Annotated in this window: 17 protein-coding genes and 1 pseudogene; 9 read left to right on the top strand and 9 right to left on the bottom strand. The window is 70.0% G+C overall.

Annotation, left to right across the window (positions count from 1 at the left end; all coding sequences use genetic code 11):
• Positions 1-54: 54 nt before the first annotated feature.
• The 5 genes from gcvH to ACWD3I_RS35405 all read left to right on the top strand — a co-directional run bounded on the left by gcvH (position 55) and on the right by ACWD3I_RS35405 (position 4,381).
• Positions 55-432: a glycine cleavage system protein GcvH gene (gene gcvH, locus ACWD3I_RS35425; RefSeq protein ID WP_266887787.1), complete on the top strand. Its 378-nt coding sequence runs from the start codon at positions 55-57 to the stop codon at positions 430-432.
• Positions 433-448: 16 nt separating this feature from the next.
• Complete coding sequence (gene glyA / locus ACWD3I_RS35420; protein WP_451084272.1) at positions 449-1,720, top strand: serine hydroxymethyltransferase; 1,272 nt, start codon at positions 449-451, stop codon at positions 1,718-1,720.
• Between the two features lie 56 nt (positions 1,721-1,776).
• Positions 1,777-3,144, top strand: coding sequence for an L-serine ammonia-lyase (locus ACWD3I_RS35415; protein ID WP_451084271.1), 1,368 nt, complete (start codon positions 1,777-1,779; stop codon positions 3,142-3,144).
• Positions 3,145-3,260: 116 nt separating this feature from the next.
• Positions 3,261-3,818: a glycoside hydrolase family 25 protein gene (locus ACWD3I_RS35410; protein WP_365406932.1), complete on the top strand. Its 558-nt coding sequence runs from the start codon at positions 3,261-3,263 to the stop codon at positions 3,816-3,818.
• 20 nt (positions 3,819-3,838) lie between these two features.
• On the top strand, positions 3,839-4,381 hold the full coding sequence (locus ACWD3I_RS35405; protein ID WP_365406935.1) for an MOSC domain-containing protein: 543 nt from the start codon (positions 3,839-3,841) through the stop codon (positions 4,379-4,381).
• Between the two features lie 80 nt (positions 4,382-4,461).
• Here ACWD3I_RS35405 and ACWD3I_RS35400 read toward each other — a convergent pair whose 3' ends face one another.
• Together ACWD3I_RS35400 and ACWD3I_RS35395 are read right to left on the bottom strand one after the other, a co-directional pair.
• Positions 4,462-5,145, bottom strand: a complete 684-nt coding sequence (locus tag ACWD3I_RS35400; protein WP_451084275.1) for an NADPH-dependent F420 reductase — start codon at positions 5,143-5,145, stop codon at positions 4,462-4,464.
• Between the two features lie 59 nt (positions 5,146-5,204).
• Positions 5,205-5,582: a zinc-binding dehydrogenase gene (locus tag ACWD3I_RS35395; RefSeq protein WP_365406941.1), complete on the bottom strand. Its 378-nt coding sequence runs from the start codon at positions 5,580-5,582 to the stop codon at positions 5,205-5,207.
• A gap of 40 nt (positions 5,583-5,622) precedes the next feature.
• Here ACWD3I_RS35395 and ACWD3I_RS35390 point away from each other — a divergent pair.
• Positions 5,623-5,898, top strand: a pseudogene (locus tag ACWD3I_RS35390) (helix-turn-helix transcriptional regulator); the annotation flags it as partial.
• On the opposite strand, the gene ACWD3I_RS35385 reads toward ACWD3I_RS35390, so the two are convergent.
• On the bottom strand, positions 5,846-6,583 hold the full coding sequence (locus ACWD3I_RS35385) for a FadR/GntR family transcriptional regulator (protein WP_365406944.1): 738 nt from the start codon (positions 6,581-6,583) through the stop codon (positions 5,846-5,848). The pseudogene ACWD3I_RS35390 and the gene ACWD3I_RS35385 sit on opposite strands and share 53 nt — an antisense overlap.
• Before the next feature lie 210 nt (positions 6,584-6,793).
• Here ACWD3I_RS35385 and ACWD3I_RS35380 point away from each other — a divergent pair, with 210 nt between their 5' ends.
• Positions 6,794-8,443 (top strand): 2-isopropylmalate synthase, encoded by a 1,650-nt coding sequence (locus tag ACWD3I_RS35380; RefSeq protein WP_365406947.1) that lies wholly within the window; start codon positions 6,794-6,796, stop codon positions 8,441-8,443.
• Positions 8,440-9,219, top strand: a complete 780-nt coding sequence (locus ACWD3I_RS35375) for an ABC transporter ATP-binding protein (RefSeq protein ID WP_365406950.1) — start codon at positions 8,440-8,442, stop codon at positions 9,217-9,219. Before ACWD3I_RS35380 ends, ACWD3I_RS35375 begins: the two co-directional genes overlap by 4 nt.
• A gap of 50 nt (positions 9,220-9,269) precedes the next feature.
• On the opposite strand, the gene ACWD3I_RS35370 is transcribed toward ACWD3I_RS35375, so the two are convergent.
• Together ACWD3I_RS35370 and ACWD3I_RS35365 are read right to left on the bottom strand one after the other, a co-directional pair.
• Positions 9,270-9,482: an EF-hand domain-containing protein gene (locus ACWD3I_RS35370; protein WP_266821747.1), complete on the bottom strand. Its 213-nt coding sequence runs from the start codon at positions 9,480-9,482 to the stop codon at positions 9,270-9,272.
• A gap of 51 nt (positions 9,483-9,533) precedes the next feature.
• The gene (locus ACWD3I_RS35365) at positions 9,534-10,451 is read right to left on the bottom strand and encodes a helix-turn-helix domain-containing protein (RefSeq protein ID WP_365406954.1); all 918 of its coding nucleotides are present in this window, start codon (positions 10,449-10,451) and stop codon (positions 9,534-9,536) included.
• 50 nt (positions 10,452-10,501) lie between these two features.
• On the opposite strand from ACWD3I_RS35365, the gene ACWD3I_RS35360 reads away from it, so the two are divergent.
• A complete protein-coding gene (locus ACWD3I_RS35360; protein ID WP_365406957.1) occupies positions 10,502-11,170 on the top strand; it encodes a GNAT family N-acetyltransferase in 669 nt (222 codons plus the stop codon).
• On the opposite strand, the gene ACWD3I_RS35355 is transcribed toward ACWD3I_RS35360, so the two are convergent.
• From ACWD3I_RS35355 to ACWD3I_RS35340, 4 genes are all read right to left on the bottom strand, one after another.
• Positions 11,124-11,717, bottom strand: coding sequence for an ADP-ribosyltransferase (locus tag ACWD3I_RS35355; RefSeq protein ID WP_365406960.1), 594 nt, complete (start codon positions 11,715-11,717; stop codon positions 11,124-11,126). The genes ACWD3I_RS35360 and ACWD3I_RS35355 overlap by 47 nt on opposite strands.
• Positions 11,718-11,793: 76 nt before the next feature.
• Positions 11,794-12,984: a YncE family protein gene (locus tag ACWD3I_RS35350; RefSeq protein ID WP_365406962.1), complete on the bottom strand. Its 1,191-nt coding sequence runs from the start codon at positions 12,982-12,984 to the stop codon at positions 11,794-11,796.
• Positions 12,984-13,739, bottom strand: a complete 756-nt coding sequence (locus ACWD3I_RS35345) for a polysaccharide deacetylase family protein (RefSeq protein WP_365406965.1) — start codon at positions 13,737-13,739, stop codon at positions 12,984-12,986. Before ACWD3I_RS35345 ends, ACWD3I_RS35350 begins: the two co-directional genes overlap by 1 nt.
• Before the next feature lie 92 nt (positions 13,740-13,831).
• Positions 13,832-14,335, bottom strand: a complete 504-nt coding sequence (locus ACWD3I_RS35340) for an ATP-binding protein (RefSeq protein ID WP_365406968.1) — start codon at positions 14,333-14,335, stop codon at positions 13,832-13,834.
• Positions 14,336-14,433 lie beyond the last annotated feature (98 nt).

Below are 14,433 nucleotides of genomic sequence, written 5' to 3'. Positions count from 1 at the left end.
TCCCAGCAGTCCCCCATCCACCAGCACTCCCCCGCGTACAGGAGAATTCAGGCCATGAGCAACCCCCAGCAGCTGCGCTACAGCAAGGAGCACGAGTGGCTGTCGGGCGCCGAGGACGGCGTCTCGACGGTAGGCATCACGGAGCACGCGGCCAACGCACTCGGCGATGTCGTCTTCGTGCAGCTCCCGGAGGTCGGTGACACGGTGACCGCGGGCGAGACCTGTGGCGAGCTGGAGTCGACCAAGTCGGTCTCCGACCTGTACTCCCCGGTCTCCGGTGAGGTCACCGGGGTCAACGAGGACGTCGTCAACGACCCGTCGCTGGTGAACTCCGCCCCCTTCGAGGGCGGCTGGCTGTTCAAGGTACGCATCGCGGACGAGCCGGCCGACCTGCTCTCCGCCGACGAGTACACCGCCTTTTCCGCCGGCTGAGAGGTCGTAGCACCACATGTCCGAGAAGTCGCTTCTTAACCAGACCCTGCACGAGCTGGACCCGGACGTCGCCGCCGCGGTCGACGCCGAGCTGAACCGCCAGCAGTCCACGCTCGAGATGATCGCCTCCGAGAACTTCGCGCCCGTCGCGGTCATGGAGGCCCAGGGCTCGGTCCTCACCAACAAGTACGCCGAGGGCTACCCGGGCCGCCGCTACTACGGCGGCTGCGAGCACGTCGACGTCGCCGAGCAGATCGCCATCGACCGGATCAAGGAGCTGTTCGGCGCCGAGTACGCCAACGTCCAGCCCCACTCCGGCGCCTCCGCCAACCAGGCCGCGCTCTTCGCGCTGGCCCAGCCCGGCGACACCATCCTCGGTCTGGACCTGGCCCACGGCGGCCACCTGACCCACGGGATGCGGCTGAACTTCTCCGGCAAGCAGTTCAACGTGGTCGCGTACCACGTGGACGAGGCCGGTCTGGTCGACATGGCCGAGGTCGAGCGGCTCGCCAAGGAGCACCGCCCGAAGGTGATCATCGCGGGCTGGTCGGCGTACCCGCGCCAGCTGGACTTCGCGGAGTTCCGCCGGATCGCCGACGAGGTCGAGGCGTATCTGTGGGTCGACATGGCGCACTTCGCCGGTCTGGTCGCCGCCGGGCTGCACCCGAACCCGGTCGAGTACGCCGACGTCGTCACCTCCACCACCCACAAGACGCTGGGCGGCCCGCGCGGCGGCATCATCCTGGCGAAGAAGGAGTTCGCGAAGAAGCTGAACTCCTCGGTCTTCCCGGGCTTCCAGGGCGGTCCGCTGGAGCATGTGATCGCCGCGAAGGCGGTCTCCTTCAAGGTCGCGGCTTCGGAGGAGTTCAAGGAGCGCCAGCGGCGTACGGTGGAGGGTGCGCGGATCCTCGCCGAGCGCCTGACAGCCGCGGACGCCCGCGAGGCCGGGGTGAACGTGCTCTCCGGTGGCACCGACGTGCACCTGATCCTCGTCGACCTGCGCGAGTCCGAGCTGGACGGCCAGCAGGCCGAGGACCGTCTCCACGAGGTCGGCATCACGGTCAACCGCAACGCCGTCCCCAACGACCCGCGCCCGCCGATGGTGACATCGGGTCTGCGGATCGGTACGCCCGCCCTGGCCACCCGTGGCTTCACGGCCGAGGACTTCACCGAGGTCGCGGACGTCATCGCCGAGGCGCTCAAGCAGTCGTACGACGTGGAAGACCTGAAGGCCCGGGTCAAGGCCCTGGCCGACAAGCACCCGCTGTACCCCGGTCTCAACAAGTAGTTCCCCGGCGGGGGCACCCGACGACGTGTGCCCCCGCCCTTTCTCTAGGAGTTCCCGTGGCCATCTCGGTCTTCGACCTGTTCTCGATCGGCATCGGCCCGTCGAGCTCCCACACGGTCGGCCCGATGCGTGCGGCCCGTATGTTCGTCCGCCGTCTGCGCAACGAGGGGCTGCTGTCCGCCACCGCCTCCGTGCGCTGCGAGCTCTACGGCTCCCTCGGCGCGACCGGCCACGGCCACGGCACCCCGAAGGCGGTACTGCTGGGCCTCGAGGGGGCGTCTCCCCGCACGGTCGACGTGGAGGGCGCGGACGAGCGGGTGGAGCAGATCAAGCAGTCCGGTCTGCTGAGGCTGCTGGGCGAGGTCGAGATCCCGTTCTCCTTCGACGACGACCTGGTCCTGCACCGCCGCAAGGCGCTCCCGTACCACGCGAACGGCATGACGATCTGGGCGTACGACGCTGCCGGTACGGAGTTGCTGTCCAAGACGTACTACTCGGTGGGCGGCGGCTTCGTCGTCGACGAGGACGCAGTCGGCGAGGACCGCATCAAGCTGGACGACACGGTCCTGAAGTACCCCTTCCGCACGGGCGACGAGCTGCTGCGCCTGACGAAGGAGACGGGTCTGTCGATCTCCGCGCTGATGCTGGAGAACGAACGCTCCTGGCGCACCGAGGACGAGATCCGGGCCGGCCTGCTGGAGATCTGGCGCGCCATGCAGGCGTGCGTCTCGCGCGGCATGTCCCGCGAGGGCATCCTGCCGGGCGGACTGCGCGTCAAACGCCGGGCGGCGGTGACGGCCCGTCAACTCCGGGCGGAGGGTGATCCGCTGGCGCACGCGATGGAGTGGATCACGCTCTACGCGATGGCGGTGAACGAGGAGAACGCGGCGGGCGGCCGGGTCGTCACGGCCCCGACGAACGGCGCTGCCGGCATCATCCCGGCCGTCCTCCACTACTACCTCAACTTCGTGCCGGGCGCCGACGAGGACGGGGTCGTGCGGTTCCTGCTCGCCGCGGGCGCGATCGGCATGCTCTTCAAGGAGAACGCCTCCATCTCCGGCGCCGAGGTCGGCTGCCAGGGCGAGGTCGGCTCCGCCTGCTCGATGGCCGCGGGCGCGCTCGCGGAGGTCCTCGGCGGCTCCCCGGAACAGGTCGAGAACGCCGCGGAGATCGGCATGGAGCACAACCTGGGGCTGACCTGCGACCCGGTGGGTGGCCTGGTCCAGATCCCCTGCATCGAGCGCAACGGCATGGCCGCGGTCAAGGCGGTCACCGCGGCCCGGATGGCGATGCGCGGGGACGGCTCGCACAAGGTGTCCCTGGACAAGGTCATCAAGACCATGAAGGAGACCGGGGCGGACATGTCGGTGAAGTACAAGGAGACCGCGCGGGGCGGGTTGGCGGTCAACATCATCGAGTGCTGAACTCCCCTTCGCCTGGCGGAGGGCGGCGTTCCTCTCAGCAGAAGCCGACGCCCATGGTGCCTAAGGTATGGGGTACTCCAACTCCTGTCCCCCTACGGCATTTCGAGGAGTCCCCCATGCTGCGCGGCATCGACGTCAGCTCGTACCAGTCCTCCTCCTACGACACGGACGGCATCTCCTTCGTCTTCATCAAGGCGACGGAGGGCCGCACGTACACCAACCCCAAACTGGCGGCCCAGACGAAGACGGCCCGCGACGCCGGCCTGATCGTCGGCCACTACCACTTCCTCTGGCCCGGCAATCTCACGGCCCAGGCGGAGTACTTCGTGAGCAAGGCACCGGAGCGGGCGGGCGACATCCTCGCGGTGGACTGGGAGACGACCGGCGACGGAACGCATGCGACCAACGCGGAGAAGGACCGGTTCATACGGAAGCTGAAGGAGCTGCGGCCGAACAACAGGGTCGCCCTCTACTGCAACCGCAATTTTTGGCTGAACATCGACAAGACTTCCTATGCCGGCGACGCCCTCTGGATCGCCGACTACGTGACCGCGGGGAAGCCCCGCATCAAGGCGAAGTGGCTCTTCCACCAGTACACCGACGATCCGGTGGACAAGAACGTCGCGGACTTCGCGAGCAAGGCCGATCTGCGGGCGTGGGCGGCCAACGCCTGACCCCGTTTATGCTGCTCGGCATGGGTGGGACAGTCGCTGCGGTGAGCAGCAATGGGACGTACTCGTTCACCAAGCCGAACCGGGAGAGCATCACGCTGCTCGCCGGGCTCGGGGTGGAGGGGGATGTGCATGCCGGGGAGACGGTGAAGCATCGGTTTCGGATGGAGAAGGATGCTTCGCAGCCGAATCTGCGGCAGGTGCACCTCATCCATGAGGAGTTGTTCGCGGAGGTGCGTGAGGCCGGGTTCGACGTCGCCGCCGGGGAGCTCGGGGAGAACGTCACCACTCGGGGGATCGATCTGCTCGGGCTGCCGGTCGGGGCTCGGCTGCATCTTGGGGCGCAGGCCGTTGTCGAGGTGACGGGGCTGCGGAATCCCTGTGCGCAGATCGACAACTTCCGGAAGGGGCTCATGAAGCAGGTCGTCGGGCGGGACGAGAGCGGCGTGGTGCGGTTCAAGTCCGGGATCATGAGCGTCGTTCTCGAAGGCGGCGTCGTGCGGCCCGGGGATGCCATCAAGGTCGAGCTTCCCGACGGGCCGCATGTGCCGCTGGAGATCGTCTGACGTCGGCCGGGAACCCCGCGACCAGCCACGACGGCGTCACTGACGAGCGACCGCACATCGCGGCTGGTCCAGCGGAGCGCTCAGCCGCGGAAGTCCGCCGGGCGCTCCGGGCTCGCCTCCGCCAGCGCCTTCGTGACCGCCTCGACGCCGTCCCGCAGTCCGTACACCGGCGTGTCCGGCTGCTGGCGCCAGGACTCGTCGAGGCCGCCCGAGTCGACCGTGTCGAAGCCGAGTTCGTCGATCAGGGCGCGGACCTTCGACTTGGCCGCCGCGTCGTCGCCGGCGACCGGGAGTGCCTGGCGGTCGGCGGTGCCGGCCGGGCGGTGGCGGTCCAGGATGTCCTGGGCGTAGGTGCCGTTGAAGGCCTTGATCAAGGGATGGCCGAGGTGCTGTTCCGTCCAGCGGCTCTCCGTGAGGCCCTCGTCCTCGATCGCGGCGATCCGGCCGTCGCGCTGCCGGGGGTAGTAGTTGCCGGTGTCGATGACCGCGACGCCGTCCGCCGCCTCGGCGAAGAGGCCCGAAGGCAGGTCGGGGATCGCTTTCAGCGGGATCGTGACGACGACCACCTCCGCGCCGCGCGCCGCCTCCTCGACCGGGACGGGCGTCGCACCTGTCTCCTTGGCCAGGTCGGCGAGCGTGTGCGGGCCGCGGGAGTTCGCGACGGACACCTCGTGACCGAGAGCGGTGAGCCTCCGGGTCAGGTTGCCGCCGATCTGTCCCGCGCCGATGATGCCGATCTTCATGAGAGCCCTCTCAAGGTCGATGCATGTGCATGCTTCTGAGCAGGGCAACCCGGGAGAGCCGGGGGGTATTCCGGGCGGCCTCAGATCCGTACGACGATCTTCCCCGTGTGCCGGTTCGACTCCATCAGCCGATGGGCGTCCTGGATACGGTCCAGCCCGTCGAAGACCTCGGCCACCACCGGCCGGAACCCCCCGTCCGCCAGCCCCGCGTTCAGGAACGCCGTGGAGCGGCGGCGGCCTCCCGGTGTCGCGGTGAGGGCCGTGTTGGCGTACGTGTGGATCGTGAACGGCCAGCTCCAGGGGATCTCGGCGGGACGGCGGTCCAGCCAGCCGTAGACCAGGACCGTGCCGCCCTCCGCGAGCGCTTCGGCGAGCGGGCGGAACCCGGGACCGCCGATCGCGTCGAAGATCACCTCGGCGCCCCGGCCGCCGGTGAGCCGTCCGACCTCCTTGGCCACCGTCTCGGCGTCGCCCCCGGAGACGATCACCTCCGCCGCCCCGGACCGCCCCCGGACGGTGGAGGAACTCGGCGCCCACGGCGGCCTGTCCCGCGCGGCCTTCTCCCGACGGTTCACCGCGCTCGTGGGGCGCCCGCCGCTGACGTATCTGACGTGGTGGCGCAGGACGACCGCCGGCCGGCTGCTCCGCGAGGACGACCTTCCCCTGCGCCTGGTCGCCCAACGCACCGGCTACACCTCGGAGTTCGCCTTCGCCAAGGCTTTCAAGAGGGAGTACGGGGTGGCGCCGGGGCAGTACCGGAGGAAGGCGTCCTAGCCTCGTCCTGGCCCGCGAAGGGATCCTCCAACTCCTCGCGCACCACCTCGGTCGCCGCCTCCGCGTCCCCGTCCGCGATGGCCCGCACCATCGCCTCGTGCGCCTCGTCCGCCGTGTTGGGGTCGTGCGTGCGCAGGCCGGTCAGGGACAGAAGGTCGATGAGGCCCTGCCGCAGGACCGGTGTGAACTCCGCGAACAGGTCGTCGAGCACGGGGTTGTGCGCGGCCGCCACCACGGCCGCGTGGAAGGCGATGTCCGCGTCGACGAACGCCGTGTCGTCCGCGCCCGAAGCCTCCCGGCGCCCCTCCAGCGCCGCCTCCATCGCCGCCACGTCCTCGGGCGTACACCGACGCGCGGCGAGGCGGGCCGCGTGGACCTCGACCGCCATGCGGACCTCGTAGACGTCGATGACCGCGGCGCGCCGCAGCCGGGCGGGCCAGTCCTGCGTCGGCTCGGTCGCGAGAACGAAGACGCCGGCGCCCTGGCGGGGCTGCACGAGACCCGCGCCGGCCAGCGCGCGGAGCGCCTCGCGGACCGTCGAGCGGCCCACGCCGAGTTCCCTGGCGAGCGTCGTCTCGCCGGGCAGCTTGCTGCCGACCGCCCAGTGACCGGCGGCGATCTGCTCGCGCAGACGCTCGGCGGCCTGTTCCACCAAGGGGCTGGGGCGGAGGGGACCTAGCGACATCGACCGTTCACCAACTTGTCTGAGGAGTTTTCCGTACCTCAGTCATTTTCACTTGTCTGAGGAGCTGAGGAGTGGTTAGCGTAGCCCCTATGACGTTCCGCGGTCTTCTTCTCGGCTGCCGCGGCGGGGCCTGACGCGACCGGCACCCCGCCGCGGGTCGCCGTGCTGCCGGTCACCGTCCGACCGAGCCGACGAAGGCAGCAGCAGACGATGACCCCCATCTGGAATCCGCAGCGGACCAGTGCCATGCCCTTCCACCGCTACCGCCCCTACGACCAGCGCGTCGACGTCCCCGTCACCGACCGCGGCTGGCCCTGCGCCCGTATCGAACGCGCCCCGCTCTGGGTCCCCGTCGACCTGCGCGACGGCAACCAGGCACTGGCCGAGCCGATGGACACCCCGCGCAAGCGCCGCTTCTTCGACCTGCTGGTCTCCATGGGCTTCAAGGAGATCGAGGTCGGCTATCCGTCCGCGAGCCGTACCGACTTCGACTTCGTACGGCATCTGGTGGCCGACGGCGCCGTACCGGACGACGTCACCCCCGTCGTCTTCACCCCCGCCCGGCGCGATCTGATCGACCGGACCTTCGACTCGATCGAAGGACTCCCCCGTGCCGTCGTCCACCTGTACATCGCGACCTCGCCGGTGTGGCGGGACGTCGTCCTGGGCCGGGACCGGGACGAGGTGTGGCGGACGGTGAAGGAGGCGGCCGCACACATGGTCCGGCGGGCAGCGCCCGGAGTCCGCTTCCAGTTCTCGCCCGAGACCTTCAACCTCACCGAGCCCGACTTCGTCCTGGAACTGTGCGACCGGCTGACCGAGCTGTGGGACGCGAGCCCGGACCGTCCGGTCACGCACAACCTCCCGGCGACGGTGGAGATCGCGACCCCCAACGTCTACGCGGACCAGATCGAGTACTTCCACCGCCATCTGTCCCGCCGCGACTCGGTCATCCTCTCCGTCCACCCCCACAACGACCGCGGCACCGGCGTCGCCTGCGCCGAACTCTCCGTGCTGGCCGGGGCGCAGCGGGTCGAGGGCTGTCTGTTCGGCAACGGGGAGCGGACGGGCAACGTCGACCTGGTCACCCTGGCGCTGAACCTGTACGCCCAGGGTGTGGACCCGATGATCGACTTCAGCGACATCGACGCGGTGAAGGCCACGGTCGAGCACTGCAACCGGCTGCCGGTGCATCCCCGCCACCCCTACGCCGGGGACCTCGTCCACACCGCCTTCTCGGGTACGCACCAGGACGCCATCAGCAAGGGCTTCGCCCGCCGCGCCGAGCACCCGGACGCGCCCTGGGACGTCCCTTACCTGCCGATCGACCCGGCCGACATCGGCCGTTCCTACGAGGCGGTGATCCGCGTGAACTCCCAGTCGGGCAAGGGCGGAATGGCGTACCTGCTCAAGGCCCACCACGACATCGACCTGCCGCCCCGCATGCGGCCCGACTTCTCGCGGGTCGTCCAGGAGGCCACGGACGACAGCGGGCGGGAGATGACGCCGAAGGAGCTGTACGACCTGTTCCGTGCCACGTACGTCGTGACGGACGGGGAGGTCGCCCTGGAGGCCTGGTCGGTCCACCGGGACGAGTCCGGCGCGCACCGCTTCGTCTGCACCCTGCGCACGGGGGACCGCACGGGCGACTACGAGGGCACCGGCGCCGGACCGGTGACCGCCTTCGTCGACGCGCTGGCCGGCGCCGGATTCACGGTCCGCGTCCGGGACTTCACCGAGGACGGCACGGCGGCCTACGCCGAGTGCGAGACCGACGGCCTCCCGGCCTGGGGCGCCGGCGAGGGCCGGGGCGCCTCCGTCCAGGCGGTGCTGTCGGCGGTGAACCGGGCGCTGCGGTGAGGGAGGTACTGCGCGCCGAGGGGGTGGATGTCGTACGGGACGGAACGCCGATCCTCCAGGAGGTGTCCCTCACCGTCCGGGCCGGCGAGCACTGGGCCCTTCTCGGCGCCAACGGGGCCGGCAAGTCCACGCTGTTGAGTCTGCTGGGCGCCCGGGTCCATCCGACCCGGGGGTCGGTGGAGGTCCTCGGCAGACGGCTGGGCCGGGTAGATCTGCGGGAGTTGCGGACCTACGTCGGTCATGTCGATCCGCGTCATCCGCTCGCCGAACCGCTGCGGGTGCGGGACGTGGTCCTGACCGGGCTGACCAACTCCGTCGCCCCGCCGCCCCGTTGGCGTCCGACACCGGAGCAGGAGGAACGCGCCGAACGGCTGATCGCCACGCTCGGTCTCACGGAACTCCGCACCGCCCGCTGGCCCACGCTCTCCCAGGGCCAGCGCGGCCGGACCCTGATCGCCCGTGCGCTCATGCCGGAGCCGCGACTGCTGCTCCTCGACGAACCCGCGACCGGCCTGGACCTGCCGGGCCGGGAGCAGCTGATCGCGGCGCTGGACGAGCTGCGCCGGGAGCATCCGACGCTCGCCACCGTCCTGGTCACCCACCACCTGGAAGAACTCCCCTCCGGCACCACCCACGCCCTGCTCCTGCGCGAGGGCCGCGTCCTCGCGCGGGGTCCGGCGGCCCACGTCCTCACCGGCGACCAGGTCGGCAAGTGCTTCGACCTGCCGCTGGCCCTGGTCCGGCACCAGGGCCGCTGGGCCGTGCGCCGGGCATGACGAAGGGGGGCGCCCAGCAGCCGAAGCCGGGCGCCCCCCTTTCGTGCGCGTCACTTGCTGAGGTACGCCCAGAACTCGTCGAAGGACAGCACCTTGTCGCCGTTGAGGTCACGGCTCTTGATGATCACCTCGGCGACCGATTCGGTGACGTTCCAGTCGCCTGCCTGGGCGAGGGCGGTCTTGAACTCGGCTGCGGTGATGAAGCCGTCACCGTCCGTGTCGATCCGTTCGAAATGCTTGCGTGCCTCGTCGATGTCCGCCACCGAGCCGCCCCTTTTTCGTCGTTCCTTGCCGTCTTGCTGACGGATGCCAGATTATCCGGCGCTCCGAGCGCGCAGAGCGGCGACCACCCACGCGAACTCTTCCTCGTACGACGGCTGGGGTTCGAGGCCGTTCACCACGGCCGACAGCTCGCGGTACCGGGCGAGCCGCAGGTTCGTTCCCGCCTCGAGACGCTTGAGCACCTCGGCCCGGTCGGCGTCCCCGAGAAGACCGGCCAGCAGTTCGTCCGCCTCCGGCGCCTCGGGGGCGATCCCGCGCCGCCGCGCATCCCCTGCCAGCTGGACGAGCCGGCTCATGAACCACAGGGACGTCCCGGCGGGGACATCGGGCCCCCGGTCCGCCGCGTTGAACTCGATCGCCCTGCGCATCAGCGCCCGGAACTCCGGGTCCTGGATGAGTTCGGCCAGCTCCACCCATGCGTCCACCTGCTCGGGGTTGGGATCGTCCGGCAGGTTGGCGGCGCCGACGAACCGCAGCCGGGTGCGGATGTCGGGATCCGCCGTGTCGAGCCCCTCGAAGATCTCCGCCATGAAGTCCTCGACGATCCTGCGCCGCTCCGCGGCGGACAGCCGCGCCAGCTTGTTCATCAGTGTCATCTCCTCCGCGGTCGACCCGCGTCGCGAAACGGTCGACAGCACCGCCCGGGTCACCTTCAGCGAGCGGATCTGCGCGTCCAGCGCCACCACATGTGCCGCCGCGACCTCCGCCACCGTCCGCTCCCCGTCCAGCACCTTGCGCACGTCCACCAGGCCGAGGCCCAGCTCGCGCAGCGTGCGGATCAGGTCGAGGCGGGCGACCGACTCCGCGTCGTAGAGGCGGTAGCCGCCGTCCGAGCGGGTCACCGGCGCGAGCACGCCCTCGTCGGACCAGTAACGGATGGTCCGGACGGTCAGGCCGGTGGCCCTCGCCAGCTCGCCGATGGTGAAAAGCCTGGTGCCGTCGTCGATCATGTCTGCGAGTCTGGGCCTTCCAGTGGGTGGAGACTCAAGGAGCGGGTGCGGTGGAGACTCTTCGGGACATTCTCGACGCGGCCGCCCTCGGTGTCTTCCCGCCGCCGGACGGCCGTACGACCGTCGTGCCGCAGGCCTGTGCCCGGGACGCGGGCGTGCTCGCCTTCACCGCGCACTCCGTCGTCTTCACGGACGAGGACCCGCGGTGGGTGTACGACACGCTGTCGGCCCTTGAGTGCGATCCGCTGGCCGCGACCATGAACCCGAATTTCCTGGCGGCCTTCATGGCGCGGACGGATCGGACGGCCGAGACCATCGACGCGATGTTCGTCGGCTCGCCCCTGCCCGGGGAACCTGCGCTCGCGCTGGTGGAGATCGCGGACGACGATCATCCGCGCATCGCGTACGCCCGCAGGCGCCGCGACGACGTACGGGCCTGGACGACCGACGGCGGAGTGCTGGTGGCGGGGCGCGGGATCGGTGGCCGGCTGGAGGTCTCGCTGGAGGTGGACGAGGACGTACGGCACCGGGGGCTGGGGCGTCTGCTCCTGACCGCCGCCCGGCAGCTGGTCGAGGAGCCGCTGTGGGCCCAGGTCGCCCCGGGGAACGCCCGCAGCACACGGGCGTTCCAGGCGGCGGGTTACCGTCCCGTCGGCGCGGAGGCGCTGCTGCTCAGTGCCAGGCCTCGAAGTGCGGGTTGCTCTGACAGCCGCTCATGATCTCGGTCTTGGTCGTCTTGTTCACCGGACAGACCCCGACGACGTACTTCCGCTCGATCCCGCCGGGGAAGGCGACCTCGACCTGGTCGGCCCACTTGTGGGTGTCGCCGATGGTCCTGTTCACGTCCACGCCGCCGGGGGCGTCGATGTAGTAGTTGTAGCCCGACTTCCACCACGTCTTGTACAGGTCGTGGTCGTACGTCGTGGAGACGTACGGGGAGGGCTGGTTGACCAGGACGTACTTCTCGATGTCGTACTGGCCGTCGATGACGTCCCTGGGCTTGAAGCCCTCCGCGAAGACGATCTCGGGGCCGCGGCCGTCGCTGCGGTAGAGGGTGCCGCAGGTCTTGCGCCAGACCGGGTCCGGGGTGATGCGCTCGACGTCGACGCGCTTGTCGACGGCCGCCTTGATCGGGTCGTCGAACTGGACGGGGCAGTCGCGGGGGGCGGGGGCCTTCGCGGGAGCGGCGGCCGCCGTGGTCGCGAAGACGGCGGCGAGGGACAGGACGGCGGCCACGGCCCGCCGCCGCAGCTGAGTTGTGATCATGGGGAGCACAATTCCGGTTCTGCGGCGGCGGGTTGTGGATCATCACTCGTACGGCGGCGTGTCAACTGAACCGGTGTCAGCGGAAGATGCCGGTGTGGCCGAGCGAGTACCGCCCCGGCTGCGGGTACACCGCGAGCCCGTGCGGGCCGCTGCCCACCGGGATCCGGGCCAGCTGCTCGCCGGTGCGGGTGTCGATGGCGTACACCTCGGCGTCGTAACGCCCCGACAGCCACAGCACCTTGCCGTCCGCCGAGACGCCGCCCATGTCGGGGCTGCCGCCGTCGGGCAGGTGCCACTTCCTGGTGACCTTGTTCTGCGCGAAGTCCCAGACGGAGATGGTGCCTTCGCCGCGATTGGAGACGTACATCTCGCGGGAGTCGCGGCTGACGTACAGCCCGTGGGTGCCCTTGCCCGTGGGCAGGAGCTTCGGCTTGTCGAACGTGTCGCCGTCGAGGACCCACATGCCGTCGGCCATCATGTCGGCGACGTAGAACCGCTTCCCGTCGGGTGAGATCTTCACGTCCTGCGGCATGGCCCCCTTGAAGGGGAGCTTCTGCTGCCCGACGACCTTCATCTTCTCGGTGTCGACCTTGAGCAGTTCGCCGCTGAACTCGCAGGAGACGATGAAGTACCTGCCGTCGCGGGAGAAGTCGGCGTGGTTGACGCCGTAGCAGGTGACCGGTTCGGTCTTGATCCGCTTCATGGTGTGCGGGTCGCGGAAGACGAGTTCGCGGTCGAGGGAGGCCATCACGACGGCGTACTTGCCATTGGGCGTGAAATAGAGGTTGTAGGGGTCGTGCACCTCGACCGGCTTGCCCGCCTTCCCCGTCCTCGGGTCGATGGGGGTGAGCGTGTGGCCGCGGTTGTTGTTGACCCAGAGGGTCTTCATGTCCCAGGAGGGGACGACGTGTTGGGGCTGACGGCCGACGCGGATGGTCTCGGTGATCCGGTATGTCTTCGGGTCGATGACGGAGACCGTGTCGGACTCGGTGTTGGGGACATAGACCCGGGACGGGAAGTCCTTGACCACCGGGGAGAGCTTGTTGGGCCGGTCGGCGGCGTACACGTCCTGCGGGTCGAGGACGGGCGGCATGCCGGGCAGGCCCTGGACGGGCTTCTTCTTCGGCGGGGCGGGGACGGCGGCGGCCTTGGTGGTGCGGTGTTCTTCCGAGGGGGCTCTGTCGCGGGTCTCGGTGCCACAGGCGGCGAGGGCGGCGAGTACGGCGCCCGCGACAAGGGCGTGCTTGGCGAGGTGGGTGCGGTGCATCAGCTGAACAGCTCCGTGGTGGTCACGGCGGCCAGGCCGCGGCGGTCGAGTTCTTCCAGTACGGCGGGGAGGGCGGCGACCGTGTCGACGTACCCGAAATGCAGGCTCACCACGGACCCGTTGCGGATCTCGCCGAGGACCTTGCGGGTGACGGCGGGGGCGCCGGGCGAGGTGAAGTCGAGGGCGTCGACGTCGTACGACAGAACGTGCGGATAGCCGGCGTCACGGGCCAGCCGTTCGACGAGCGGTGAGGCACGCGCGGCTCGCGAGGGCCGGAACCAGCTGCCGATCGAGCCGGTGAGCCGCCTCAGCCGCTCGGCACAGCCGTCGATCTCGGCCCGGGCCTCGGCCTCGGACATGTCGTTGACGCCGAGGTGGTGGAGGGTGTGGTTGCCGAGGTCGTGGCCGCCGTCGAGGATGCGGCGAGCGATCTCGGGGTGCTCGTCGAGCCAGGTGCCGACGGCGAGGACGGTGATGCGGGCCCCGGCCTGTTCTGCCTCGCGGAGCAGGGCGCGGGCGGTGGCGGGGTCACCGTAGCCGTGGAAGGTGAGGGCTACGCGGGGGTGGGTGCGGGGGCCGTGGGTGAGTTGGGCGGGGAGACCGGGGAAGCGGCGGGGGGCGGGGGGCGGCTTGGCCGGTGCGCGGGAGTGGGCGGGGTGGGCGACGGCACCGCTGGTGGCACACCCGGTGGCGAGGACGAGCCCGGCGCTGGCACGCAGCACGGTCCGACGATCGGTCGTGGTCACCCGGACCATTTAAGGGGCTTACATGGCGATATCGGCCGATTCACCCACCTAGGGGCGCGGGGAACCGCGCGACAAGCCACGACGCACCCGCAGCCGAACGACTACCGGTCAGCCACCCGCATCTCGAACCACGTCGTCTTCCCACGAGGCAGCAGATCGACGCCCCACCGGTCGGACAGCTTGTCCACGAGGAAGAGCCCCCGCCCACTGATGTCCATCTCCTGCACCGGCATCAGACAGGGCAGCCCACGGGAGGGATCACGCACCTCGACCCGGATCCACCCACGACGACGACGCATCCGGAGCCCGAAAACCCGGGCCCCCGTATGACGCACCGCATTGCCCACCAGCTCGGAGACGAGTAAAACCGCGTCCTCGGTCATCTTCGGGGTGAGCCCCCACTGGCGAAGGACCACGACCTGGGTCAGCCGGCGGGCCGCTGCTGCGGACTCAGGACGCGAAGGGAGCGGAACCTCCGCCTCAGTCGGGTTGCCGAACAACTCCAGCGCCTTGAGCGCGTGTTCGTCCTCGACCGTGGGCGACCAGCGCGCCGCGGTCGCACGGCTGTGTCCCCGCGGCTGTTCGATACCCTCCAGCCCCGCCATGCCACCATCATGGCCGCACCGGACGCCTTCCGGGGCCGTCTCTCCGGAATACGCCCCCCGGAATCCACCATTCCGCTGGTTCCGATCGACATATGCCA

The organism is Streptomyces sp. NPDC002817 (assembly GCF_053592055.1).
Note: the sequence above shows the minus strand (reverse complement) of the source record. Positions and strands in the feature narration are given on the sequence as shown.

Coding starts and splice junctions, on each gene's coding strand:
- gcvH (WP_266887787.1), top strand. CDS start 55: ATGAGCAACCCCCAGCAGCTGCGCTACAGCAAGGAGCACGAGTGGCTG.
- glyA (WP_451084272.1), top strand. CDS start 449: ATGTCCGAGAAGTCGCTTCTTAACCAGACCCTGCACGAGCTGGACCCG.
- ACWD3I_RS35410 (WP_365406932.1), top strand. CDS start 3,261: ATGCTGCGCGGCATCGACGTCAGCTCGTACCAGTCCTCCTCCTACGAC.
- ACWD3I_RS35405 (WP_365406935.1), top strand. CDS start 3,839: ATGGGTGGGACAGTCGCTGCGGTGAGCAGCAATGGGACGTACTCGTTC.
- ACWD3I_RS35385 (WP_365406944.1), bottom strand. CDS start 6,583: ATGTCGCTAGGTCCCCTCCGCCCCAGCCCCTTGGTGGAACAGGCCGCC.
- ACWD3I_RS35380 (WP_365406947.1), top strand. CDS start 6,794: ATGACCCCCATCTGGAATCCGCAGCGGACCAGTGCCATGCCCTTCCAC.
- ACWD3I_RS35365 (WP_365406954.1), bottom strand. CDS start 10,451: ATGATCGACGACGGCACCAGGCTTTTCACCATCGGCGAGCTGGCGAGG.
- ACWD3I_RS35355 (WP_365406960.1), bottom strand. CDS start 11,717: ATGATCACAACTCAGCTGCGGCGGCGGGCCGTGGCCGCCGTCCTGTCC.
- ACWD3I_RS35350 (WP_365406962.1), bottom strand. CDS start 12,984: ATGCACCGCACCCACCTCGCCAAGCACGCCCTTGTCGCGGGCGCCGTA.
- ACWD3I_RS35345 (WP_365406965.1), bottom strand. CDS start 13,739: ATGGTCCGGGTGACCACGACCGATCGTCGGACCGTGCTGCGTGCCAGC.
- ACWD3I_RS35340 (WP_365406968.1), bottom strand. CDS start 14,335: ATGGCGGGGCTGGAGGGTATCGAACAGCCGCGGGGACACAGCCGTGCG.